Here is a 23,627-nt window from a genome sequence, read left to right on the forward strand (position 1 = left end):
CCAGGGCAGCCAGGCCAGCCCCATGCCGTCGGCGGCCGCGTCAGCGATGGCATCGAGATCGTCGAGCCGCAGCCGTCCGGTTGGCGTGATCTCGAGCGTGGGTTGCCCCTCGCGCACAAACAACCACGGGTGAACGACCTGGCCGAGCCGGCGGTAGACAATCGCCTGATGGTCGGCGAGATCCTCGATCCGCTGCGGCTCGCCATGAATTCTGAGATAAGAGGGTGCCGCGCAGACGACCATGCCCTGACGCGCGACGCGACGCGCAATCACCCCCACCTTGTCGTCAAGAGTGCCGGTGCGGATTGCGAGATCGTAGCCGTCCTCGGCAAGATCCGCCAAGCGGTCGGTGAGCGACAGGTCGAGTTCCAGCATCGGATATTGATGGGCCAGCTTCAGCAACACGGGGGTCACGCAATGGCGCCCGAAATGCGCCGGCATGGTGACCCGCAGTTTTCCACGTGGCTCCGAAAACTGTTCGGCGGCGAGCGCATCGGCGGCTTCGGCCTCGGCGAGCACCACCCGACAGCGTTCATAGTAAGCGCGGCCGAAGTCGGTCAGGCTCTGCCGTCGCGTGGTCCGGTTGAGCAGCCGCACGCCCAGCCGCTCCTCAAGAAACCGGACATGCTTGCCGACCATCGGTCCGGAGAGATCAAGCGCGACCGCCGCGGCCGCGAACGAGCCGAGATCGACCGCCTTGACGAACACGGCCATGCTCTCAAGCCGATCCATATTCAGAACTCCTGGTTTCTACTGTTCTTCTCTTACAGCCATTTATCCCTGGCAAGACCGGCTGCATAGCTCATTCGGTTCAGATGATTTGGAGTATCCGAATGACACGCGTAGTTCGCTTTCACCAGCATGGTGGCCCCGAGGTTCTGCGCATCGAGGATGTCGCGCTTTCCCCACCGGGTTCGGGCGAAGTTCAAATCCGGGTCAAGGCACTCGGCCTCAATCGCGCCGAAGCGCTGCTGCGCGCGGCTTCCTATATCGAGACGCCGACGCTCCCCTCGGGGCTTGGCCTCGAGGCAGCGGGCGTCATCGAGGCTATTGGTGTCGGCGTGAAGGATTTCGCGCCGGGCGACAGCGTCAGTGTCATCCCGCCGCAATCGATGATCCGCTGGCCGGCCTATGGCGAGTTTGCCACCTACCCCGCCGGACTTGTCGTCAAGCATCCGCCGTCGCTCGACTGGCAGACGGCAGCGGCCGTCTGGATGCAGTATCTCACCGCCTATGGCGCGCTGATCGATATCGCCGGGCTGCACAGCGGAGACCACGTGGTGATCACCGCAGCCTCGAGCAGCGTCGGGCTTGCGGCAATCCAGATCGCCAACAGGGTCGGTGCAACAGCGATTGCGGTGACGCGGACATCGGCGAAGAGGCAGGCCCTGCTCGATGCCGGCGCGGCTGAAGTCGTCACCTTGGCCGAGGAGGATTTGGCGGCACGGCTGAATGAGATCGCAGGGCCTGAAGGCGTGCGCGTCGTGTTCGATGCGATCGGCGGCCCGATCTTCGAGCCACTCACAGCGGCCATGTCGCGTGGCGGCATCCTCATCGAATATGGCGGTCTCAGCCGCGAGCCGACGCCATTCCCGCTGCCAGCGGTGCTGAGCAAGACGCTGACACTGCGCGGCTACCTCGTCCACGAGATCACCGGCAACCCTGTGAAACTCGAGGCCGCCAAGGCGTTTATCGTCGAAGGTCTGGAGCACGGAACGCTGAGGCCGATCATCGACAGGACCTTCGCGTTCGACCAAATCGTCGAGGCGCACCGCTACCTGGAGTCGAACGAGCAGTTCGGCAAGATCGTAGTGACGATCTGAGATCGTGGTGACGATTTGAATCGTGGTGACTGCCTGAGCAACGCTGGCGAACAAATCATTCTTGCAGGGCAATATCGACCTTGAAGCCGCGGCTTTGCATCCCTAACTGTTCGGTGCGGGCCGGGCCCCTCTGACTGTCGCTTTTGGCGATTGTGATGTCGGACCGCTTTAACGGGCCCGTTTCCATTCTTTCGGTCAAGCGGGCTCATTCCTTTCGGTTTGGAGCCCCGTATGACATCTACTTCCCTCCTCGGTATGGTTTGCCCCTCCTGCCGCGTCGCGCTCGTGATGAGCGAACGCCAGGGTATCGAAATCGACTACTGTCCGCAGTGCCGCGGCGTCTGGCTTGATCGAGGAGAACTCGACAAGATCATCGAGCGTTCCGGCAGGGAAGCGGCGCCCGCGCCGCAGCCACAGCCGGCAGCATTCTCCCAGCCACAACATGGCCAGAGCCGCGATGACGATTATTCCCGCTCGCACGGTCACCGCTATCCAAAGCGGAAGAAATCATTCTTCGAAGAGTTGTTCGACTGACCGCATGATGCCCGACATCCAGGCCGGCACTTGCTGAAACTTCCGAAACCACATCGACAAAGGTTCATCTCCGATGATTTCCCGCACCAGCCGATTTGCAGCCCTCTTTGCAGGACTGTTCCTTGCATTCTCCATGGTTGCGATGGACCATGCCGAGGCCCGTCGTGGCGGCAGTTTCGGCAGTCGTGGCATGCGTACGTTCCAATCGGCACCGCCGACCAGGACGGCCCCAGCACCGACCGCTCCGGTCGAGCGGTCGATGACGCCCAACACCGGTGTGAACAACGCGGCCCGGCAGCCGCAGGCCGGCCTGCAGAGGCCCGGCTTCATGAGCGGTTTCGGTGGAACGATGATGCGCGGCCTGTTGCTCGGCGGCCTGTTCGGCCTGCTTTTGGGTCAGGGCTTCGGCGGCCTGGCCGGCATGTTCGGTTTCCTGCTTCAGGCCTTGCTGATCGGTGGCGCGATCATGCTGGCCATCAGGTTCTTCCGCTCGCAATCCGCGCGCGGCCCCGCGCCGGCGCTCGCAGGTGCCGGCAATGCCCAGGCTTCGCGATTTGAGAACCGCTCAACGGCAGGGCAGCAGACTGCAGGCTCCTTCACAATTCCCGGTTTCAGCGGCGGTTCAGGTGGAGGCTCTCCGGCCGCCGCCTCCGAGGAGATCACGCTGGCCCAGACGGATCTCGACGCATTCCAGCAGCTGCTGACCGATGTCCAGGAAGCATTCGGGCGCGAAGACCATGCCGCTCTGCGCCGGGCGGTTACACCCGAAATGGTATCCTATCTTTCGGAAGAGTTGGCCGACAATGCCCAGAAAGGTCTCAGGAACGAGGTGACTGATATCACCTTGCTGCAGGCCGACATCGCGGAAAGCTGGCGCGAGGATGAGCGCGACTACGCCACAGCCGCCTTGCGCTACGAATCTCGTGACGTGACGCGCGAACGGGCCAGCGGCAAAATCGTCGCGGGCGACGATGATCATCCGACAGAGACGACCGAGCTGTGGACTTTCGTGCGTGAGAATGGATCGAACTGGAAGCTCTCGGCAATACAACAGGCTTGAGCCTCGGGCGATTTTTGTGGGCGTTCAGCGCACGATCTTGACGCACATCGGCGTGCCGATCTCGATGGCGCGCCCGGTGTCGGTCAGTATGCCGCTGTCGGCGTCGCGGGCGAAGATCGAAATGCGGTCGCCATTCTGGTTGGCGGAAAACAGATGGCCGCCTGACGGCGTCAGCGCCAGGTTACGCGGGGTCGCGCCGCCGCAAGGGATATAGCTGACGAGGCTGAGCGACCCTGTCTGCTGGTCGACCGCCATGATGACGACGCTGTCATGGCCGCGGTTGGAGCCGTAGACAAAACGGCCATCCGGTGAGATCTGGATATCGGCGCAGTGGTTGCTGTCGCGTGCCTCGGCCGGCACCGCCGGCTTTGCGTCGATGATCGAGAGCTTGCCGGTGGCTTCGTCCAGCGCCATCGACACGATGGTCGAATCCAGTTCGTTCATGACGAAGACGAAGCGTCCGTTCGGATGCAGTGCGAGGTGGCGTGGACCGGCGCCGGATGGCAAAGCGGATTCGGTTAGCTTGGCCAGATTGCCCTCGCGCTCGATCCGGTAAGACACCAGCCGGTCGATGCCGAGGTCGGCGACGATGGCTGTTCCCCCGCCGATGGTTTCGGTGACGCTGTGCGCATGCGAGCGTTCCTGCCGCGCCACATTCGGGCCGCTGCCCTCATGCGAAACGCTGGCGAGCGGCGCCGACAAGGCGCCGTTCTCTTCGAAGCCATAGACAGCCACCGCGCGATCCGGGCCGCCCTCGCCCATGCCGTAATTGGCGACCAGCAGTTTTGTCCCGTCGCGGGTGATGGTGTTGTGGGCGGCTATGCTGCCGAGCGACGGTTGCTTGTTCAGATAAATGAGCGTCCCCGAAGCTCGATCGAAGCTGTAAGCTGAGACGGTGCCCTCGCGCCAGGTGAACACTTCCGAGTTGGCGTAGATCCGCGAGCCGTCCGGTGTCACCGAGAGGAAGGTCGGATTGTCGACGTCGTTGGTCTCGGCCAGTTTTCGTGTTTCCAGCGTCGTCTCGTCAAAGCTGTAGACGCTGAGGCCGACGCCCCGAGCGCCCTGAAAATACGGCGCCTCGCGGTTCAGGCTGCCGACAAAGACCAGACAATTCTCGCGCATGATTTCCTCCCCTACCCGCCTGCGCTTTGGCGCGCGGGAGCAGCCAAAATTTCGCCTGTTCACGCTTGCAACGCAACCCCATATGTGAAAATACTATTTACAAAAGAAGATTGACGGGAGGAGACGTCTTGTATTTCGACGCCTTGATGCGTTTTCCGACAGCTGTGACGTGCCCCATGCAGGTCTGGCGGTGCCGACCATGAACGATTTCGCACCTACCGTCGGCGTCGCCTCGACGCATCCCAAGAACATGCCCGGAGATCACGCCGCGCTGCCGGTGTGGAATGCCGAAAACTGGTTCTACGAGGACTGGCCCGTCGGCCAGAAGATCCGCTCGTTGCGGCGCACAATGGCCGAAGGCGACAGCCATTTGTTCAACACGCTGGTGCTCGACATCCACCCCTATGTGCAGGACCAGATGTTTGCCGAGAACGAAGGCATTTTCGGCAAGCGGCTGATCGCCGGCGCCTTTGTCTTTTCGGCTGGCCTGGGGCTGGTCGCCACCAACTGCGTCAATGCCTTCTCCTATGGCTACGACAAGCTCCGCTTCATAAAACCCGTCTTCATTGGCGACACGATCTATTCGATCCGCTCCAACCTCGACAAGAAGCCCCGCTACAAGGAAATGGGGCTGATCCGCGCCAGCTATGAGGTGTTCAAGGGCGAAGGCGAGTTGGTTCTCTATTGCGAGCATCTGCAGACGGTGAAGTACCGCAACCCGGCCGACTTCGTCGGCAAGACGGAGAAATAGCATGCCGGCAGCAGCCGAATTGCCGCTCGCCGGTCTCGTCGTCGTCGACATGAGCCAGTTCCTGTCCGGGCCCTATTGCTCACTCAGGCTGCTCGATCTCGGCGCCCGCGTCATCAAGATCGAGCGTCCGGATGGCGGCGACCTGTCGCGCCGGCTCTATCTCAGCGACACCGAGATCGGCGGCGATTCCACCATCTTCCATGCCATCAACCGGGCCAAGGAAAGTCTTGCCATCGACCTCAAGAACGAGACCGATCTCGAGGCGTTGCGCGGCCTTCTGGCCAAGGCCGATGTGCTGATCCAGAATTTCCGGCCGGGCGTCATCGAGCGGCTCGGCTTGGACTATGAGGCGGTCCGCAAGATCAATCCGCGGCTGGTCTATGCCTCGATCAGCGGCTATGGCGAAGACGGACCATGGGTCAAGAGACCCGGCCAAGACCTGCTGGCGCAGGCGCGCTCCGGCGTGATGTGGCTGAACGGCGATGAGGACCAAGGGCCGGTGCCGTTCGGTCTTGCCATCGGCGACATGCTGGCCGGTGCCGCCTGCGCGCAGGGCATTCTGGCCGCACTCGTGCGGCGCGGCATCACCGGCCAGGGCAGCCATATCGAAACCAGTCTCCTGGAAGCGCTGGTCGATTTCCAGTTCGAGGTGCTGACGACGCATCTCAATGACGGCCGCCGGCTGCCCAGGCGCTCCAGCTTCCGCAGCGCGCATGCCTATCTGTCGGCGCCTTACGGTGTTTACCCGGCCAAGGACGGATACCTCGCCATCGCCATGACGCCGATTCCCAAGCTGGCCGATCTCCTGTCGCTCAGCGAACTCGCACCCTATCGCGACAAGCCTGCGTCGTGGTTCACCGCGCGTGACGACATCAAGGCGATCATCGCACAGCGGATCGCCACCAAGACGATCGACGAGTGGCTTGATATCCTCGAGCCGGCCGACATCTGGTGCGCCAAAGTGCTGACCTGGCCGGAGATGCTGGCGAGCGAAGGGTTCCATTCCCTCGGCATGCTGCAGACTGTGACGCGCGAGGACGATGTCTCGATCCTCACCACCAGTTCGCCGCTCCGGGTCGATGGCATAAGAGCCAAGGCCGATCGGGCGGCGCCCCGCATCGGCGAGCACAGTGCCGCCATCCGCGCGGAGTTCGGCCTGTGAGTTCGCCCAAGCTCAAAGGCATGACCTGGAGCCATCCGCGTGGCTATGATCCGATGGTCGCCTGCTCGGCGCTGTGGCAGCAGAAGACCGGTATTGCCATCGAATGGGACAAGCGCTCGCTGCAGGACTTCGAATCCTTCCCGGTCGAAGAACTGGCGCGCGCCTATGACCTCATCGTCATCGACCATCCGCATGTCGGCCAGATCACGGCCGAAGGCTGCCTGGAGCCGCTGGATGTCGCCGGACGCGAGGCGGAACGCACGGCCCTTGCCTCGGGCAGCATCGGCCAGTCCTATCCGAGCTACAACTGGCAAGGACGGCAATGGGCTTTCCCGATCGATGCGGCAACGCAGGTCCAGGCATGGCGTCCGGATGCGATCGGTGCGCCACCGGCGCGCTGGAGCGAGGTGCTCGATCTCGCCCGGCAAGGCCGCGTGCTGCTGCCGCTGCGGCCGCCTCACGTGTTGATGGTGTTCTACACGCTTGCCGGGAATCTCGGGCATGCCTGCACGACCGATCCATCCGACGATCTGATCGATGTGGAGATCGGTAGCCAAGTCTTCGAGGCAATGCGCGAGATCGCAGCGCTGGTCGATCCCGCGTGTTTCGAGATGGACCCGATTGCCGTCTCCGAACGTATGGCGGAGGCCGGTTCCAGGTTCGTCTGCGCGCCACTGATCTATGGTTACGTTTCCTATGCGACGGCTGGCTTTCGGGCGAACCGGCTGGCCTTTGCCGATGTTCCGGTCATCGGTTCCGGCGGCCCGGTCGGTTCGGCGCTTGGCGGCACCGGCATAGCCGTATCAGCCTTTTCCAAAGCCAGGGATGCCGCGATCGACTTCGCCTATTGGGTCGCGAGCGGCGATGTCCAGCGTGGCGCCTATGCCGCCGCCGGCGGCCAGCCCGGCCATGCAGCGGCCTGGGAGGACCAGGCTGTCAATGAAGCGACCGGCGACTTCTATCGGGATACGCGCGCGACGCTGGAGGGTGCATGGGTGCGGCCGCGCCACGACGGCTACATGACTTTCCAGCAAGCAGCATCCGAACGCATCCTTTCCGGCATGACCTCCCGGCATCAAGCCCGACAGGTTGTTGCCGATCTCAATCGCCTGTTTCGGGAGAGTTCCCCGGTGCAGGTGTCCGGCGCTGCCGGTGGAGGAGCCTGAACCAAACCGAACGGAGGAGAACGAGATGACAGGAATGATCCGCGGCCTGCTGGCCGCAACCGCGCTTGCCTCGCTTGCAACGACCGCCTTTGCGCAGGATGTGCAAGGCGTCATCGGCGGGCTGCCGACCGAACTCAAGGCGCAATATGACGGCGCGCCGCAGAAGGTGCTGCCTTCGGCCTGGGACAATTTCACAGCGCCGCCGAAACCGTGGAAATGGTGCCACTCGGAATCCTACCAGGGCAATCCGTGGCGGGTCACGGTGACCAAGGAATTGAAGCGTCTCGTCGACGGGCTGATCGCCGACGGAACGGTGTCCAGCTTCGAGGTGTCTGATTCCAACAATGACGCCAGCCAGCAGATCAACCAGATCCGCGCCTTCATCGACAAGAAGTGCTCGATCATCACCTCGATCCCGGGCTCGGCGACGGCACTCGATGATGCGATCGACGCTGCCGCCAAAGCCGGCATTCCGTTCATCACCGCTGCCGGTTCGGTGACCAGCCCGAACGCCATCAATGTCGATTCCAACTATGCGCGCTGGGGCTACGACATGATGGCGGCGATCGGCAAGGCGCAGCCGGACGGCGCCAGCATCCTTCTGGTCGAAGGCATCGCCGGACACCCGATCGTGGTGCAGGAGCGCCAGGGCGCGGACAAGGCGCTGACTGAAAATCCGAAGCTGAAGATCTCGCGCAATGTCAATGGCAACTGGACAGCCAACGTCACCAAGACCGTGGTGCTGCAGGCGATCGCCACCAACCCGGCGCCGATCGATGCAGTGTGGACGACAGGCAGCGAAAGCCGCGTCGTCGCCGAAGCCTTCGCAGAAGCCGGCCGGCCCGCACCATTGATCACCGGCTCGATCACCGGCGATGCGCTGGGCTACTGGAAGGCCAACCCCGACAAGTACCGCTTCGAAGGCCATGCGGTGCTGCCGCATTGGACCGCGCAGACGCTGTTCCGCGTCGGCGAGCGCATGCTCGACGGGCAGAAGCCGAAGCTGAACACGCTGCTGATCCCGATCCCGCCTGTCCACACCGCCGATCTCGGTGCCTGGTACAAGGACTGCATGACGACGGACGCCGTGTCTATCTTCCCGATCCCGCCGAAAGATCCGATGCCGGAGGAATGGCTCGACGCCTATTTCTCGAACCCGGCGCCAACCAAGGGCTGGGACTATTCGAAGGTGCCCGATGCCTGTGCAAAGTGACGCCTGCTAATCTCTCAACAGGCCGGCTCCTTTCGGGGAGCCGGCCTGCCAGCATCGAAATGCGACATGCTTGAAGTCAAAACCATATCCAAACGCTATGGCGAGACGATCGCGCTCGCGGACGCATCGATCGCGTTTCGGGCGGGAACCATCCACACCATCCTGGGCGAGAACGGTTCGGGCAAGAGCACGATGGTCAAGCTGTTGTCCGGCATCGTCCAGCCGGACAGCGGCGCGATCCTCCTGCACGGCAAGCCGTTCTCGGGCGCCAACCCCTCGGCCTTCCAGGCGCAAGGCTTCGCCACGGTGTTCCAGGAGGTGCTGATCGCGCCGGATCGCAGCGTGACCGACAACATCCTGCTCGGCCTCGACGGGCTGGTCCGGCGCGCTGTGCCCCGCAACGAGCGCCGTGACCGGGCGAAAGCTGCGCTTAAGCGCTTCGCGGTCACCGACGTCCCTCTCGACATGCCAGCCGGCCTGCTGCCGCTCGCCGCGCAGCAATTGGTCGTCCTTGCTCGCGCGATCGTGCGCAACCCAAAGATCCTGATCCTCGACGAGGTCACCGCCGCGCTCGACTTCGCCGATCGCGAATCCGTTTTTTCGTTGATGCGTGCGCTTGCCGGCGAGGGCTGCCTGATCCTGTTCATCACCCACCGCATGGACGAGGTGATGTCGCTTTCGGATCGCATCTCGATCCTGCGGGGCGGCAGCGTGGTGCGCACCGAAGAGCGCGGCGCTTCGACGCCGGCTGAGCTTCTCAAGACAATGGCGCCACGTACCGCCGCGGAGCTTGCGCATGGCTGATCGCACCGCTCTCGATTTTGGTGGTCTTGCCGTTCGCGAACTCGTCATCGCGCCCGGCGCCAGCCCGATCACGCAGGCAATCGCTCCGGGTGAGATCGTCGGGCTTGCCGGCCTCGATGGTCATGGCCAGGAGCTGTTTCTCAAGATGCTTGCTGGCCTGGAACCGCCGCATGGCGGCTCGATCGAGCTCGGTGCATCGGATGCGTCCCGTAAGATCACCGGGTTTCGCAAGGCTGTCGCCAGCGGCATCGCCTATTTGCCGCGCGACCGACGCGCCAACGGCATTTTCCCGACGCAGTCGGTGCTCGACAACTTCGCCGTTTCGACTCTGTCGCGCGACACACGGCTCGGCCTGATCAGCCCGGCGGCGCGCAAGGCGCGCTACGACATCTACCGCGAAAAACTGTCAATCGCCGCACCCCGGCCCGATGCCACGATCACCACTTTGTCGGGCGGCAACCAGCAGAAGGTGCTGCTGGCGCGGGCCTTGGCGCTGGAGCCCGCGATCCTGCTCCTCAACGATCCGACGCGTGGCGTCGACGTGGCGACGCGGCATGTTCTCTACGACGTGTTTCGCGGGCTGGCGGCCGACGGCATGGGGCTCGTCATCCTGTCCAGCGAAATCGAGGAGATTCTTCTCCTGTGCCAGCGCGTGCTGGTGTTCCGTGAGAATGAAGTCGCGGCCGAGATCGCCGGCAACGCCCTCACCACCGACGGCGTGATATCAGCCATGTTCGGACGTGCGGCATGAGCCCTGTTGCGCGCCTCCTGTCCCTTGGGCGAAATTTCGGCTTCGCCGTCGTGCTGCTGGTCGTGCTGCTTGCGGTCAATCTCATCCTCAGCCCGGGACGATTCCAGCCGGGTTCCTGGGGGGCGCTGGTCGGATTGGCGGCGCCCTTGATCGGTGCTGCCATCGCCTCCACGCCTGTCATCCTCGCCGGGCGTGGCGGAATCGACATCTCGGTTGGGCCATTGATGGGCTTTGTCAACGCTTTGACGATCCAGGTGCTGTTCCTCGGCACCGGCATCTCGTCGCCCTTGGTGCTCGTTCCGGCGGCGTTGCTCGTCGGCGCGCTGGTGGGCGCGGCGAACGGCTTCCTGGCGACAATCGTGCGCATTCAGCCGATCGTCGCCACGCTCGGCACCTATCTGATCCTGACCGGCGTGACGCTGACAATCCTGCCGGCGCCGATCGGCCCAGCGCCGGCCTGGCTTAAGGCGCTGTCCGGCCCGCTGTCGATGCTGCCGCTGGCACTGATGTTCATTGCCTGGTGGCTGGTGCGGCGCACACCATACTACGACCAGCTTATGGCGGTCGGCAGCGACGACCGCGCCGCCTACACCGCCGGTGTCGATGTCACGCGCGTGCGCTTCATCGCCTATGTCATGACCGGCATCCTCGGCGGATGCGCCGGGCTGATGCTGACCGCGCTGATCGGCTCCGCCGACCCCAACATAGGGCCGACCTACACGCTGATCGCCATCGCCGCCGTAGCGCTCGGCGGCGTCAGCCTGGCCGGCGGCCGTGGTGGCGTGGCGGGTGCCGCCATCGGCGCCATCGACATCTTCCTGCTGCAGAGCGTGCTGACGACGTTCAACGTCTCGACCTTCGTGCTGCAGATCGCCTACGGCGCGATCCTGGTGCTGGCGGTGATGCTGACAGCGCTGCAGGAACGTCTTGCCATGGGGAGACGCTGACATGGTTTTGCGCCAAAACCTCTTCGCGACAACCAACGCCCGTGTCGTCGGCGCCTTCTGCGTCGCCGCCCTTCTGCACCTTGCCGGCACAATTCTCATTCCCGGCTACTCGGCGCCGTTTGCGATACGGGCCATGCTGGTGCTCGCCTCGCTGCTCGCCGTGGCCTCGATTGGCCAGACGCTGGTCGTCATCATGGGCGGCATTGACCTTTCGATCCCCTTCGTCATCGGCTTTGCCAATGTCGTGGCTGCGCAGCTTTATGGCGATGGCTGGAACTTTTTTCTCGTCTGCGGCCTGGTCGGCGCGCTGGCGCTCGTCATCGGCGGGCTGAACGGGCTGATCTCGCGCAGCCTCGACATCCAGCCGCTCATCGTCACGCTCGGCATCGGCATGGTCGTGCAAGGGCTGGTGCTGCTGTGGACAGCCGGCTTCCCGTCAGGCTCCGCGCCACAAGCGGTTTCCAGCTTCGTCTCGATCGGCGGATCGGCCGGCCCGCTGCCGGTGCCGTGGCTGGTGCCGAGCCTGGTCGTGCTGGCGGCGCTGGTCGTGCTGGTGCTGGAGCGGACGCCCTATGGCCGCCGGCTCTATGCGTTGGGCAGCAATCCGGGAGCGGCGCCGCTGGCGCTGATCGACCCGGTTCGCATGTGGGTCATCACCTATGCAGCAAGCGCCTTCTTCGCCGCTGTCGCGGGCGTGCTGCTGCTCGGCTTCACCGGCTCGGCCTATGGCGATGTCGGCCAGCCCTATCTGTTCCAGACCATCGCAGCGGTCGTCGTCGGCGGCGCAGCACTGGTCGGCGGCCGGGGCAGCTATCTCGGCACGATCGCCGGCGTGCTGGTGCTGACCGAGATCAACACGCTGCTCATCGGCCTCGGCTTCCAGCCCGCGGCAGTGCAGGCCGCGCTCGGCTTCGTCATCGTGCTGCTGGTTTCGCTCTATGGCCGCGAACGGCACGTCTCGGCAACCATCTGAAAGGACCTGTCAGTCGAGCCGCCACAGCTTGCGGGCATTGCCGGACAACAGCCTGTCGCGCTCGGCAATGCTGCAGCCCGAGAGCAATGCATGGGTCGCCGCCACCCAGGTCGACAGGCCGCCGCCTAGCGTGCAGACCGGCCAGTCGCTGCCCCAGACGACGCGGTCCCAGCCGAATGAATTGATGGTGTGCTCGACGTACGGCCGCAACGTCTCGACCGTCCAGCTGCCGGCATCGGCATAGGCGACGACACCGGAAATCTTGGCCATGACATTCGGGCGCCGGGCGATCTCGCTCATATGCTCGCGCCATGGATGTTCCCTGTTGCCCTTGATGTCGGGCACGCCGCAATGGTCGAGGACGAACGTCACATCGGGTGCCAGGTCGGCAAGCACGATAGCCTTGGGAATCTGGTGCGGCAGCACGACGAGATCGAAGGTCAGGCCGGTGCCGCCAAGCCGCTTGATGCTGTCGCGGAACACCGCACCTTCCGAGAGCTCGTCGGGCGCGACATGAAGGACGCGGCGAAAGCCCTTTACGAACGGGTTTGCCCGCTGCCGTTCGAGATAGGCCGCGAAGTCTCCTTCCTCAGGACGGCAGGACGCGATCACCCCGGCCAGCATGCTGCCGGGCTGCCGTGACAGTCCTTCCACACGAGCCGTCTCGGCTTCGATGTCGGCCGGATCGACATCGACCTCCATATGCAGCACGCGCTCGACGCCGACACGCTGCGCCTCCGTCGCGTAGTCTTCATAAGAGAAATCGCGGTTGAGCGCCGGCACGCCGGCGAGCCAGGGATAGCGCAGGGCCGAGCGATCGATGAGGTGAAGATGGGTGTCGATGATCATGGCGAGGCTCCTCCCTCTGGCTTTTCAAATCATCTCACGAGAGAATTCTTCATTCAAATAAGAATTCACACCGATGAGCCGACTGCTGATCCAGCAAGGTGCGACAGCTTTTCACACGTTGCCAGCAACAGTTCGATTGTCCTGGTGATATCGGGTGCGGAAGGCGCGTTGACCACCGTGATGTAGGGAATCGACAGCGCGGCGATCGCCTTGCCGTCGGAACTGCGCACCGGGGCCGACAGGTTGAAGACGCCGGCTGTCTGCATCGAAGCCATCATCTCGTAGCCACGGTCGCGGATCTGGTCGAGACGGGTGAAGAACTCGCTCGATTGTGCCGTCTTGTCGGTGCTGCGGACGTGTTCGGAAATCATCATCTGGCGCTCTTCCGGTGAGCGGAAGGCGAGCAGCACATGTCCCGAGCCAGTATCGAATAGACTGATATGGGAGCCGACCCGGATCGATATGCCCCAGTAGTTCGGTGCTTCCTGCTGACCGATGACGACGGCAGAACCACGATCAAAAACAACGAGTTGGTTGGCCTGCTGCGATGTCTCGGCAAGCTCACGCATCAGCGGCGTCGCATAGGAGACCAGCCGCCGTACCGGCGCGTGCAGCTGTGCCAGGCCGAACAGCTTGAGCGTCAGCGAATAGCGGTCGCCGTCGAGGCGCGTGACGGAGCCACGCCGCACCAGCCGGTCCAGCATGCGATAGAATTCGTTGGGACTGCGGTCGAGTTTCTTGGCGATTTCGGCCTGGGTCAGGCCACCGTCGACGCCCGCCAGCAGTTCAAGGATATCGAGCCCCTTGTCGAGCGCCGGTGCGCGATAGCGCTCGTCTTCGCTGTCGTCCATGGGCTCATCCTCCAGTGAATTTCGCCCGTCATATACGCAGGAACGTGCGCGGCGGAAACAAATTTCGCCTTGACGTGTCTATGAATGTTTTGTTTGTATATGAATGTAGCACTTCTTGTCATCAGACGAGTTGCGGTCGCCGGCCAAGGCGCACCCAGGGAGGATACCAATGAACAGACTGCTTTCCGGCGTCTCCGCCGGTGCATTGTTGCTTGCATTTGGTGCAGGCGCAGCCCTTGCCGGCGACCTGCCCGGCAAGTTCGAAGGCGTGACCGTCGACGTGAAGCTGATCGGCGGCCAGCAATATGAAAAGCTCTACGAACGGATCCCGGAATGGGAGAAGGCGACTGGCGCCAAGGTCAACATCCTGACCAAGAAGAACGGCTTCGATATCGACAAGGAGCTCAAGTCCGACATCGCCTCGGGCAGCACCAACTGGTGCGTCGGCTGGAACCATTCCTCCTTCGCGCCGCAATATACCGGCCTCTACACCGACCTCAGCAAGTTGCTGCCGAAGGAAGAGATCGACGCCTTCGTGCCGTCGACCATCAAGTCGGCTACCATCGACGGCAAGCTGGAGATGCTGCCGCGCGCGCAGTTCGACGTTTCGGCGCTCTACTACCAGAAGAGCCTGTACGAGAACGCCGACAACAAGACCAAGTTCAAGGCGAAATACGGCTATGATCTGGTGCCGCCGGACACCTGGAAGGAAGTCACCGACCAGGCCGAGTTCTTCGCCAACCCGCCCAATTTCTACGGCACCCAGTTCGCCGGCAAGGAAGAGGCGATCAACGGCCGCTTCTACGAGATGGTCGTCGCCGAGGGCGGCGAATATCTCGACAAGGACGGCAAGCCGGTCTTCAACTCCGAGGCCGGCATCCGGGCGCTCGACTGGTTCGTCAACCTCTACAAGGCCAAGGCCGTGCCGGCCGGCACCACCAACTATCTCTGGGACGATCTCGGCCAAGGCTTTGCGTCCGGCACTGTCGCCATCAACCTGGATTGGCCGGGCTGGGCCGGCTTCTTCAACGATCCGAAGTCGTCGAAGGTCGCCGGCAATGTCGGCGTCAAAGTCGCGCCGAAGGGTTCGTCCGGCAAGCGCACCGGCTGGTCCGGCTTCCATGGCTTCTCGGTGACCGAGAACTGCCCGAACAAGGAGGCCGCGGCTTCCCTGGTTTGGTGGCTGACCAACGAGGACAGCCAGAAGCTCGAGGCCGCCGCCGGTCCGCTGCCGACCCGCACCGCGGTCTGGGACTGGGACCTGAAGCAGGCCGAAAACGATCCTTACAAGAAGGAGGTTCTTACCGCTTTCCAGGAAGAGGCCAAGCACGCCTTCGCCGTGCCGCAGACGCCTGAATGGATCGAGATCTCGAACGCCGTCTATCCCGAGCTGCAGGCGGCGATCCTCGGCGACAAGACCTCGAAGCAGGCACTGGATGAAGCCGCCGCCAAGGCGACACAAATCCTCCAGGACGCCGGCAAGCTCTAGCAACGGCTCCCAGGGCTGCCTCCCCCATCAGCAATGGGGGAGGCGATCGCGTTGCGCGGGATGCCAGCGGTTTACGCTAACCCTTCGCGCCCAGCCAACGCACCGCCGTCCAAATACAAACACTCAAGGATTCTGATGAAGGGCTTCAAGCCATCCGCGCCATTCCTGCTGCTGCTTCCGGCCATGATCGTGCTGGCGGCGGTGGTGGTGGTGCCGCTGCTTCTGTCGCTCTATTCGAGCTTCACCCCGTTCCGCCTGACGCGGCCCGAAACGTTCTACGTCTTCATCGGCATCCGGAACTATCTTTCGATCCTGTCCAACACCGACTTCTGGTGGGCCTTCGGCCGCACGGTTCTGCTGCTGACCATCGCGCTCAATCTCGAAATGCTGCTCGGGCTCGGCCTCGCCATGCTGGTCGAGAAGGCGACGCGCGGCCAGCGCATCCTGCGCACGCTGATGATGTTTCCGATGATGTTCTCGCCGATCCTGGTCGGCTTCCAATTCAAGTTCATGTTCAACGACAATATCGGCCTGGTGAACAATGCGCTGCAGTCGCTCGGCATCACGCGAGACGCCATACCGTGGCTGATCGAGGGCCATCTCGCCTTCATCGCCATCTCGATCGCCGAGATCTGGTCGTCGACGGCGATCTTCGCCATCCTGATCCTCGCCGGCCTGCTCGCCATGCCCAAGGAGCCGATCGAGGCGGCGCGGGTCGACGGCTGCACGCCGTGGCAGACATTCCGCTATGTGACGTGGCCATTCGTCATGCCCTTCGCCTACATCGCCATGACCATCCGTTCGCTCGACGTGGCGCGCGCCTATGACATCGTCAAGATCATGACCGATGGCGGACCGGCTGGCCGCACCGAACTGCTATGGACCTTGGTGGCCCGCACCGCCTACAGCGACGGGCGCATGGGCATGGCCAACGCCATGGCCTATTTTTCGATCCTGCTGTCGATCGCCTTCACCGTCTACTTCTTCAACAAGCTCGCCGCGGCGCGCACGCAGATCGGTGCGGAGTGGTGAAGATGGACGAGAATTCTTCCGCCCGCCTGAAGCGCCGGCTGCTCGGCATCATCTATCGCATCGGCCTGTTCCTGGCGATGCTGACCATCTGCCTGCCGGGCCTGTGGATCGTGCTGTCGTCGCTGCGGCCGACGGTCGAGATCATGGCAAAGCCACCGGTGTGGATCCCACAGGAGATTTCGTTCGACGCCTATGTCGCGATGTTCTCAGGCATCGGCAAGGGCGGCATCCCGGTGATTGAATATTTCCGCAACTCGCTGATCATCTCGGTGACCTCGACGGTGATTGCGGTGGCCATCGGCATGGCAGGCGGCTATGCGTTCGCCCGCTATCGTTTTCGCGGTAAATCGAGCGTCTTCCTCGGCCTGATGCTGACGCGCACCGTGCCGGGCATCGCGCTCTCGCTGCCGCTGTTCTTCCTCTATGTGCGGCTCGGCATCATCGACACCCATTTCGGGCTGATCCTCGCCTATGTCGCGCTCAACGTGCCGTTCACCATCTGGCTGATCGACGGCTTCTTCCGCCAGGTGCCCAAGGACCTCGCGGAAGCAGCGCAGATCGATGGCTGCACCCGCTGGCAGGCGTTCTGGCAGGTCGAGTTTCCGCTCGCCGGACCGGGCATTGCGTCGGCCGCGATCTTCGCCTTCCTGACCTGCTGGAACGAGTTCGCGCTGGCCTCGCAGCTGACCCGCTCGGTGAGCGCCAAGACGCTGCCGGTCGGCCTGCTCGACTACACGGCCGAGTTCACCATCGATTGGCGCGGCATGTGCGCGCTGGCCGTGGTGATGATCATCCCGGCGCTCACCCTCACCTACATAGTCCAGAAACACCTTGTCGGCGGCCTGACCTCCGGCGCGGTGAAAGGCTGATCCCATGGCAACCGTTACCCTCACCAAGCTGACCAAGCGCTACGGCACTATTGGGATCGTGCACGGCATCGATCTCGACATTGCCGACCGCGAGTTCATTGCGCTGGTCGGCCCGTCCGGCTGCGGCAAGTCGACGACGCTGCGCATGATCGCCGGGCTGGAGGAAATCAGCGCCGGCTCGATCGAGATCGGCGGACGCATCGTCAACGATTTGCCGCCACGCTCGCGCAACATCTCGATGGTGTTCCAATCCTATGCGCTCTATCCGCACATGACGGTGCGCGAGAATCTCGGCTTCTCCCTGAAGATCGCCGGCGCCGCCAAAGAAGACATGGACCGCCGCGTCGCCGAGGCCTCGGCCATCCTCGGCCTCGACACGTTGCTCGACCGCCGCCCGTCGCAACTGTCCGGCGGTCAGCGCCAGCGCGTCGCGATGGGCCGCGCCATCGTGCGCGACCCCGATGTGTTTCTGTTCGACGAACCGCTTTCCAATCTCGACGCCAAATTGCGCACGCAGATGCGCACCGAGATCAAGAAGCTGCATGCCAAGGTGCAGTCGACAGTGATCTACGTCACCCACGACCAGGTCGAGGCGATGACGCTTGCCGATCGCATCGTCATCATGCGCGACGGTCATATCGAACAGGTCGGCACGCCCGACGAGGTGTTCCGGCGGCCCGCGACGCGCTTCGTCGCCGGCTTCATTGGCTCACCGCCGATGAATCTGCACGAGGCGACGATCGATGACGGCCAGATGGTTTTCGCCAGCGGCGAAAGGCTGCCGCTGCCCGCTCAGTTCAAGGCCAATGTCACGACCGGCGACAAGGTGGTGTTCGGGCTGCGGCCGGACGACATCTACCCGACCGGCCATGGCATCAGTTCCGGTGGCGCGGCCGATGTCCACCAGATCGAGCTGCCGATCACGGTCACCGAACCGCTCGGCAACGAGACGCTGGTGTTCGTTGAATTCAACGGCACGGACTGGGTGTCGCGCATGCTGAACCCGAGGCCACTGCGGCCGGGCGAGCGGGTCGCCATGAGCCTCGACATGTCGCAGGCGCATCTGTTTGCCACTGAGACCGGAAAGACACTGCGGAGCTGATCGGCATGGCCAGAATCGAGAAAGTCGACCTTTGCATGGTGGACCTTGTGCCCAAGGTCAAGCGCACCGACGCGATCCAGAGCTTCGTCAGTCAGGAAACGCCGATCGTCACGATCACCGATTCCGACGGTGCGGTCGGCACCGGTTACAGCTACACGATCGGCACCGGCGGTTCGTCGGTGATGCGGCTGCTCTCGGACCATCTGGTGCCGCGCCTGATCGGCCGCGATCCCGACATGATCGAGGCGATCTGGCACGATCTCGAATTCGCCACCCATGCCACGACCATCGGTGCCATCACCGCCATCGCGATCGCCGCCATCGATACAGCACTCTGGGATCTGCGGGCCAAGAAGCAAAACCTGCCTTTGTGGAAACTGGCCGGCGGCGCCAAGGATCGTTGTCCGCTTTACACCACCGAAGGCGGTTGGCTGCACATCGAGACGCAGGCGCTGGTCGACGATGCGCTGGCCGCCAAGGCGAAGGGATTTCGCGGCTCGAAAGTCAAGATCGGCAGGCCGCACGGGTCGGAGGATCTTGCCCGCCTGTCGGCGGTGCGCAAGGCGGTCGGCGACGGCTACGAGATCATGACCGACGCCAATCAGGGGTTTTCGGTCGACGAAGCGATCCGGCGCGCTGCGAGGCTGCGTGAGCTCGACCTCGCCTGGATCGAGGAACCGCTGCCGGCCGACGACATCGACGGGCATGTGCGGTTGTCGAACTCGACGCCGACGCCGATCGCCATCGGCGAGTCGCTCTACTCCCTCCGCCATTTTCGCGAGTACATGCAGAAAGGCGCCTGCTCGATCGTGCAGGTCGATGTCGGCCGTATCGGCGGCATCACGCCCTGGCTCAAGATTGCGCACGCGGCAGAGGCCTTCGACATTCCGGTCTGCCCGCATTTCCTGATGGAACTGCATGTCAGCCTGACCTGCGCTGTTCAGAACGGCCGATATGTCGAGTACATTCCGCAGCTCGACCAGTTGACCGGCAAGCGCATGCGCATCGAAGATGGCCAGGCGCTGGCGCCCGACGAACCGGGCATCGGCATCGATTGGGACTGGGACGCGGTCAAGGCCATGAGCATCGCCGAATTCACCACGGCGATCACGAAATAGGAGACTGATATGCAGCGGATGGGGATGATTCTCGGACTGAAGCCGGAAAAGGTCGATGAGTATGTTCGGCTCCATGCCGCCGTCTGGCCCGGCGTGCTGACCATGATCTCGGCCTGCAACATCAAGAACTATTCGATCTACCTGAAGCGGCCGGAGAACCTGCTGTTTTCCTATTTTGAATACCACGGCACCGACTATGCCGCCGACATGGCCAAGATGGCGGCCGACCCGAAGACGCAGGAATGGTGGGCCGTCTGCATGCCCTGCCAGGAGCCGCTGGCGACCCGCAAGGAGGGCGAGTGGTGGGCCGAGATGGATGAGGTCTTCCATCATGACTGAAGGCGGCTTCGACCCTGCCTTGCTCGTTCAATCCTGGCCAAAACCCTCAAGACCCCGGCCGATCGTCACCTTCGGCGCGGGATCGATCGTCGGCGACGCGCATTTCCCAGCCTACCGGAAGGCCGGCTTTCCGGTTGCCGGGCTTTATGATCCTGATCATGTCAGGGCTGAAAAGCTGGCCAGCCAATGGGGCGTGACGGCCTTTGGCTCGGTCGAAGAAGCGACTGCTGTCGAGGGCGCGATCTTCGACCTTGCCACCCCGCCGTCGCATCATGCCGATGTGCTGAAGTCCTTGCCTGACGGCGCGGTGGCGCTGATCCAGAAGCCGATGGGCAGCAATCTTGCCGAGGCGACCGCGATCCTCGAAATCTGCCGCGCCAGGAGGCTGCACGCGGCGGTGAACTTCCAATTGCGTTTCGCGCCAATGATGCTGGCGCTGAAGGATGCCATCGGCAAGGGCTGGCTCGGCGAGATCGTCGACTTCGACGCCTGGCTGGCGCTGGCGACACCATGGGAGCTTTGGGAATTCCTGCTCAAGGCGCCGCGCGTCGAGATCGCCATGCATTCGATCCACTATCTCGACCTGATCCGGCAGTTGCTCGGCGACCCCAGAGGCGTGCACGCCAAGACGCTCGGCCATCCCAACCATAAGGTGGCGCAGACGCGCACCAGCGCCATTCTCGACTATGGCGACACCGTGCGTTGCGCGCTGTCGATCAACCACGACCACAAATTCGGTCGCCGGCATCAGGCCTGCGAGTTCCGCATCTGCGGCACAGAGGGTGCCGCCTATCTCAAGCTGGGTCTCAACCTCGATTATCCCACAGGCGAACCGGATGTATTGGAGATCTGTCCGAAGGGCGGAACGGGCTGGATCGCCGTGCCCTTGGCCGGCGAGTGGTTTCCCGATGCCTTCGTCGGCCGCATGGCCAATGTCCAGCGCTTTGCGACCGGAGAAGATGATACGCTGATAAGCCCCGTCGAAGATGCCTGGAGCACGATGGCGCTGGTCGAGGCCGCCTACCAGTCGAGCGCGGCACCGGCGACGCCGATCGCGGAAAGACCCTGATGGAACAGATCAAGTATTTCGAGGATTACGAGATTGGCGCGTCGCGCCTAACAAGCGGCCGCACCATCACCGAGACCGACTTCATCGTCCATGCCGGCCACACCGGCGATTTCTTTCCGCACCACATGGACGCCGAGTACATGAAGACGACGCCATTCGGCCAGCGCATCGCGCATGGCACGCTGGTGTTCTCCGTCGGCATCGGGCTGACCGCGAGCGTCGTTAACCCTGTCGCCTTTTCCTACGGCTACGACCGGCTGCGCTTCATCAAGCCGGTGTTCATCGGCGACACAATCCGCACGCGCACCACCATCGCGGTCAAGGAAGACGATCCCAAGCGGCCGGGTTCAGGACGGGTGATCGAGCGGTGCGAGGTGATCAACCAGCGCGGCGACGTGGTGCTGGCGGCAGACCACATCTACATCGTCGAACGCAGGCCGGCGCAGGGCTGAGACTCGGGAAAGTCCTACGAGCCGGTAGCGCGCTTGGTAATGCGCTCCAGCCCGAGCAAGAGAACCAGCGTCGCCACGACCAGGATCATTGTCAGTGCCGCACCGGCAAAGATGTCGCCGCGATCGGTAAGGCTGAAGATCGAGACCGGCAGCGTCACCCAACCCGGCGGGTAGACCATGACGGTGGCGCCGAGTTCCCCCATCGACAGCGCGAAACTGAGACCGAAGGCGGCAACCAGATAGGGTGCGAGCAAGGGCAGTGTGACGTGCCAAAGCCGGTAGGCCGGGCGAGCGCCGAGGCTCGATGCCACCTGCTCGAAGTCGGGCGAAAGCCGCGCCAGTCCAGCCGAGACATTGCCGAAGGTGAAAGCCGAGATCAGCACGAAATGCGCGATCATGACGATCGCGATCGTGCCGTTGAGCAGCAGCGGCGGATGGCTGAAGGCAACCAGCAGGCCAAGGCCGACAGACACCGAAGGGACCGCGCTTGGGATGAAGAACAAAAGGCCGAGCAGCCGCCGCAAGGCATGGCCCTGGAGGCGCAGCGACAGGGCCGCCCAGGTGCCGCTGACCAGCGCCAGCGCGCTGGCCAGGAAGCCGGTGACCAGGCTGGCCTTGACCGCTCTGCCGGCGGCACCGGAAATGACATCGGTGTAGTGCTCCGTCGTCAGGCCGTTGGGCAGCACGCCGTTCCACTGGTCGGCGAGGCTGGACAGGAGGATGACCGCGAGCGGCGCCAGGAACAGCACGCCGAAGATCAGTGCGAAGAGCACCCACAGGACAAGACGACCGGAGCGTGACCAGACCAGCATGGGCTAGGCTCCCAACCGGCCGGCGGCGAAACGGTAGAGGCCAAACAGGCCGAGCGACAGCGCGATGTTGACGACGGCGATGATACAGGCGACCTGATAGGCCGATTCCTGGATCGCCTTGCCATAGATCAGCAGCGGCAGGGTGATGACGCCCTTGGCGCCGATGAACAGCACGATGCCGAATTCGTTGACAGTCAACAACAGGCAGAGGCTGCCGCCGGCGATGAGTGCCGGGATTGCCGCCGGCAGGATCACCTGGCGAACGATGCGAAACGGCCGCGCGCCGAGCACGCTCGCCGCTTCGATCTGGCCACGGTCGACCAGCGAAAAGGCGGCGAGCAGCGGCCGCAGGATGAAGGGTGTGTAGACAGTGACCTCGGCCAGGATCACACCCCACGCGGAATAGAGGAAATCGACGGGCGGCAGCGGCAGCGAAAAGGTCTCCATCAGCCCGGCATTGAGCATGCCGGCGGAGCCATAGAGGAAGGTGAAGGCAAGCGTCACCAGGAATGTCGGCAGCGCGATGAAGGTATCGATCAGCCGGGCGATGAAGCCGCTGCCGGGGAACGGCACGAAGGCCAGAATCAGCGCCAGCACGAGGCCGACGACCAGACATCCGGCCGTCGCCGCGACCGAGATCGACACCGTGTTGATCAGCGCGTTGAGGAAGAAGCGCGAATGCAGCACGCGGATGACTTCGGCGACATTGGCGACGCCACTGTCGTCGAGGAAGGCCTGGCGGGCAATCAGTGCCAACGGATAGAAGAACAGCAGCGCCAGCAGGGCCGCCGGTGGCACTATCCACAATTTACCCGACGAGAGCTTCATCGCCGGCGCAGGGATGGCGACCGCCTCAGACACCGGCGTCTTCCGGGAGAAGCGAGGTGTCGGCGGGCGCGAAGAACAGCGGCACCTTGGCGCCGGGTTCGGGCAAGGCGATCGGCAGCCTGGTCGCCGAGACACGCACCGGCGTGCCGTCGACGTCGAGCACGAGATGGGTCAGTTCGCCCTGCCAGTGCACTTCCTGGAGCGTGCCCACGATGCGGTTGGTATGGTCGCTGTCGGCGGTCAGGCTGAGATGCTGCGGCCTGATACAGAGCAGGCTCTTGTCGCCGGCCTTCTCGTTGCGGCCGGCGCCGGTCAGCAGCGCGTCACCATGCCTTGCCGTGGCAAATCCCTTCGACCCGACGGCCTCGGCAACCGTTACCGGAAGAAGATTGGCGCGGCCGAGGAACTCGGCCGTAAAACGGTTTGGCGGGCGGCGGTAGAGTTCGGTCGTCGGTCCATGCGAACAGACCCTGCCGTCGCGCATGATGGCGATCTTTTCGGCAAGCGTCAG

26 protein-coding genes are annotated in these 23,627 nt (G+C 63.5%); 19 read left to right on the forward strand and 7 right to left on the reverse strand.

Features of this window, described 5'->3' with window-relative positions; all coding sequences use genetic code 11:
* On the reverse strand, window positions 1–732 hold a 732-nt coding region (locus ENZ74_RS02065; RefSeq protein WP_164760938.1), incomplete at its 3' end, for a LysR family transcriptional regulator.
* 101 nt (window positions 733–833) lie between these two features.
* Between ENZ74_RS02065 and ENZ74_RS02070 the strand changes: the two genes are divergently transcribed.
* The 3 genes from ENZ74_RS02070 (at window position 834) to ENZ74_RS02080 (ending at window position 3,417) form a co-directional block, all read left to right on the forward strand.
* Window positions 834–1,823: a zinc-dependent alcohol dehydrogenase family protein gene (locus ENZ74_RS02070; RefSeq protein ID WP_063167550.1), complete on the forward strand. Its 990-nt coding sequence runs from the start codon at window positions 834–836 to the stop codon at window positions 1,821–1,823.
* A gap of 231 nt (window positions 1,824–2,054) precedes the next feature.
* Entirely contained in the window at window positions 2,055–2,357 is a 303-nt protein-coding gene (locus ENZ74_RS02075; RefSeq protein ID WP_024502504.1) for a zf-TFIIB domain-containing protein, read from the forward strand.
* Between the two features lie 73 nt (window positions 2,358–2,430).
* Window positions 2,431–3,417, forward strand: a complete 987-nt coding sequence (locus ENZ74_RS02080; protein ID WP_063167549.1) for a Tim44 domain-containing protein — start codon at window positions 2,431–2,433, stop codon at window positions 3,415–3,417.
* Between the two features lie 24 nt (window positions 3,418–3,441).
* Here the strand turns inward: ENZ74_RS02080 and ENZ74_RS02085 are convergent, their stop codons facing one another.
* Window positions 3,442–4,539 carry a lactonase family protein gene (locus tag ENZ74_RS02085; RefSeq protein ID WP_063167548.1) on the reverse strand — a complete coding sequence of 366 codons (1,098 nt, stop codon included), beginning with the start codon at window positions 4,537–4,539 and terminating at the stop codon, window positions 3,442–3,444.
* Window positions 4,540–4,738: 199 nt separating this feature from the next.
* Here ENZ74_RS02085 and ENZ74_RS02090 point away from each other — a divergent pair, with 199 nt between their 5' ends.
* From ENZ74_RS02090 to ENZ74_RS02125, 8 genes are all read left to right on the forward strand, one after another.
* Complete coding sequence (locus ENZ74_RS02090) at window positions 4,739–5,290, forward strand: MaoC family dehydratase (RefSeq protein ID WP_013533014.1); 552 nt, start codon at window positions 4,739–4,741, stop codon at window positions 5,288–5,290.
* Between the two features lies 1 nt (window position 5,291).
* Window positions 5,292–6,452, forward strand: coding sequence for a CaiB/BaiF CoA-transferase family protein (locus ENZ74_RS02095; RefSeq protein ID WP_063167547.1), 1,161 nt, complete (start codon window positions 5,292–5,294; stop codon window positions 6,450–6,452).
* Window positions 6,449–7,618, forward strand: a complete 1,170-nt coding sequence (locus tag ENZ74_RS02100) for an extracellular solute-binding protein (protein WP_063167546.1) — start codon at window positions 6,449–6,451, stop codon at window positions 7,616–7,618. The genes ENZ74_RS02095 and ENZ74_RS02100 overlap by 4 nt, the downstream gene beginning before the upstream one ends.
* A gap of 25 nt (window positions 7,619–7,643) precedes the next feature.
* Window positions 7,644–8,831 (forward strand): ABC transporter substrate-binding protein, encoded by a 1,188-nt coding sequence (locus ENZ74_RS02105; RefSeq protein ID WP_024502499.1) that lies wholly within the window; start codon window positions 7,644–7,646, stop codon window positions 8,829–8,831.
* 66 nt (window positions 8,832–8,897) lie between these two features.
* Window positions 8,898–9,635, forward strand: coding sequence for an ATP-binding cassette domain-containing protein (locus ENZ74_RS02110; RefSeq protein WP_013533018.1), 738 nt, complete (start codon window positions 8,898–8,900; stop codon window positions 9,633–9,635).
* Entirely contained in the window at window positions 9,628–10,386 is a 759-nt protein-coding gene (locus ENZ74_RS02115; protein WP_063167545.1) for an ATP-binding cassette domain-containing protein, read from the forward strand. Before ENZ74_RS02110 ends, ENZ74_RS02115 begins: the two co-directional genes overlap by 8 nt.
* Complete coding sequence (locus tag ENZ74_RS02120; protein WP_027163923.1) at window positions 10,383–11,333, forward strand: ABC transporter permease; 951 nt, start codon at window positions 10,383–10,385, stop codon at window positions 11,331–11,333. The genes ENZ74_RS02115 and ENZ74_RS02120 overlap by 4 nt, the downstream gene beginning before the upstream one ends.
* Window position 11,334: 1 nt before the next feature.
* Window positions 11,335–12,306: an ABC transporter permease gene (locus ENZ74_RS02125; protein ID WP_013533021.1), complete on the forward strand. Its 972-nt coding sequence runs from the start codon at window positions 11,335–11,337 to the stop codon at window positions 12,304–12,306.
* A gap of 9 nt (window positions 12,307–12,315) precedes the next feature.
* On the opposite strand, the gene ENZ74_RS02130 is transcribed toward ENZ74_RS02125, so the two are convergent.
* Both ENZ74_RS02130 and ENZ74_RS02135 read right to left on the reverse strand, forming a co-directional pair.
* The gene (locus ENZ74_RS02130; protein ID WP_063167544.1) at window positions 12,316–13,155 is read right to left on the reverse strand and encodes an amidohydrolase; all 840 of its coding nucleotides are present in this window, start codon (window positions 13,153–13,155) and stop codon (window positions 12,316–12,318) included.
* A gap of 65 nt (window positions 13,156–13,220) precedes the next feature.
* Window positions 13,221–14,006, reverse strand: coding sequence for an IclR family transcriptional regulator (locus tag ENZ74_RS02135; RefSeq protein ID WP_127312652.1), 786 nt, complete (start codon window positions 14,004–14,006; stop codon window positions 13,221–13,223).
* A 169-nt stretch (window positions 14,007–14,175) separates the two neighbouring features.
* Between ENZ74_RS02135 and ENZ74_RS02140 the strand changes: the two genes are divergently transcribed.
* From ENZ74_RS02140 to ENZ74_RS02175, 8 genes are all read left to right on the forward strand, one after another.
* On the forward strand, window positions 14,176–15,495 hold the full coding sequence (locus ENZ74_RS02140) for a sugar ABC transporter substrate-binding protein (protein ID WP_063167543.1): 1,320 nt from the start codon (window positions 14,176–14,178) through the stop codon (window positions 15,493–15,495).
* A gap of 135 nt (window positions 15,496–15,630) precedes the next feature.
* The gene (locus ENZ74_RS02145; protein ID WP_013533025.1) at window positions 15,631–16,527 is read left to right on the forward strand and encodes a sugar ABC transporter permease; all 897 of its coding nucleotides are present in this window, start codon (window positions 15,631–15,633) and stop codon (window positions 16,525–16,527) included.
* Window positions 16,528–16,529: 2 nt separating this feature from the next.
* On the forward strand, window positions 16,530–17,396 hold the full coding sequence (locus tag ENZ74_RS02150; protein WP_013533026.1) for a carbohydrate ABC transporter permease: 867 nt from the start codon (window positions 16,530–16,532) through the stop codon (window positions 17,394–17,396).
* A 4-nt stretch (window positions 17,397–17,400) separates the two neighbouring features.
* Window positions 17,401–18,498: a sn-glycerol-3-phosphate ABC transporter ATP-binding protein UgpC gene (gene ugpC / locus ENZ74_RS02155; RefSeq protein ID WP_063167542.1), complete on the forward strand. Its 1,098-nt coding sequence runs from the start codon at window positions 17,401–17,403 to the stop codon at window positions 18,496–18,498.
* Between the two features lie 5 nt (window positions 18,499–18,503).
* Complete coding sequence (locus ENZ74_RS02160) at window positions 18,504–19,616, forward strand: mandelate racemase/muconate lactonizing enzyme family protein (protein WP_063167541.1); 1,113 nt, start codon at window positions 18,504–18,506, stop codon at window positions 19,614–19,616.
* Window positions 19,617–19,625: 9 nt separating this feature from the next.
* A complete protein-coding gene (locus tag ENZ74_RS02165; RefSeq protein ID WP_063167540.1) occupies window positions 19,626–19,955 on the forward strand; it encodes an L-rhamnose mutarotase in 330 nt (109 codons plus the stop codon).
* A complete protein-coding gene (locus ENZ74_RS02170) occupies window positions 19,948–21,024 on the forward strand; it encodes a Gfo/Idh/MocA family oxidoreductase (protein WP_063167539.1) in 1,077 nt (358 codons plus the stop codon). Before ENZ74_RS02165 ends, ENZ74_RS02170 begins: the two co-directional genes overlap by 8 nt.
* Window positions 21,021–21,476, forward strand: coding sequence for a MaoC/PaaZ C-terminal domain-containing protein (locus tag ENZ74_RS02175; protein ID WP_063167538.1), 456 nt, complete (start codon window positions 21,021–21,023; stop codon window positions 21,474–21,476). Before ENZ74_RS02170 ends, ENZ74_RS02175 begins: the two co-directional genes overlap by 4 nt.
* Window positions 21,477–21,490: 14 nt before the next feature.
* Here the strand turns inward: ENZ74_RS02175 and ENZ74_RS02180 are convergent, their stop codons facing one another.
* The 3 genes from ENZ74_RS02180 to ENZ74_RS02190 form a co-directional block, all read right to left on the reverse strand.
* The gene (locus tag ENZ74_RS02180) at window positions 21,491–22,288 is read right to left on the reverse strand and encodes an ABC transporter permease subunit (RefSeq protein WP_013533032.1); all 798 of its coding nucleotides are present in this window, start codon (window positions 22,286–22,288) and stop codon (window positions 21,491–21,493) included.
* 3 nt (window positions 22,289–22,291) lie between these two features.
* The gene (locus tag ENZ74_RS02185) at window positions 22,292–23,149 is read right to left on the reverse strand and encodes a 2-aminoethylphosphonate ABC transporter permease subunit (RefSeq protein ID WP_063167537.1); all 858 of its coding nucleotides are present in this window, start codon (window positions 23,147–23,149) and stop codon (window positions 22,292–22,294) included.
* Window positions 23,142–23,627, reverse strand: a 486-nt coding sequence (locus tag ENZ74_RS02190) for a TOBE domain-containing protein (protein WP_127312653.1), incomplete at its 5' end; no start/stop codon positions are given. The genes ENZ74_RS02190 and ENZ74_RS02185, both read right to left, overlap by 8 nt.

It is taken from the genome of Mesorhizobium sp. M7A.F.Ca.CA.002.15.2.1 (assembly GCF_003998715.1).
Lineage (GTDB): Bacteria > Pseudomonadota > Alphaproteobacteria > Rhizobiales > Rhizobiaceae > Mesorhizobium > Mesorhizobium ciceri.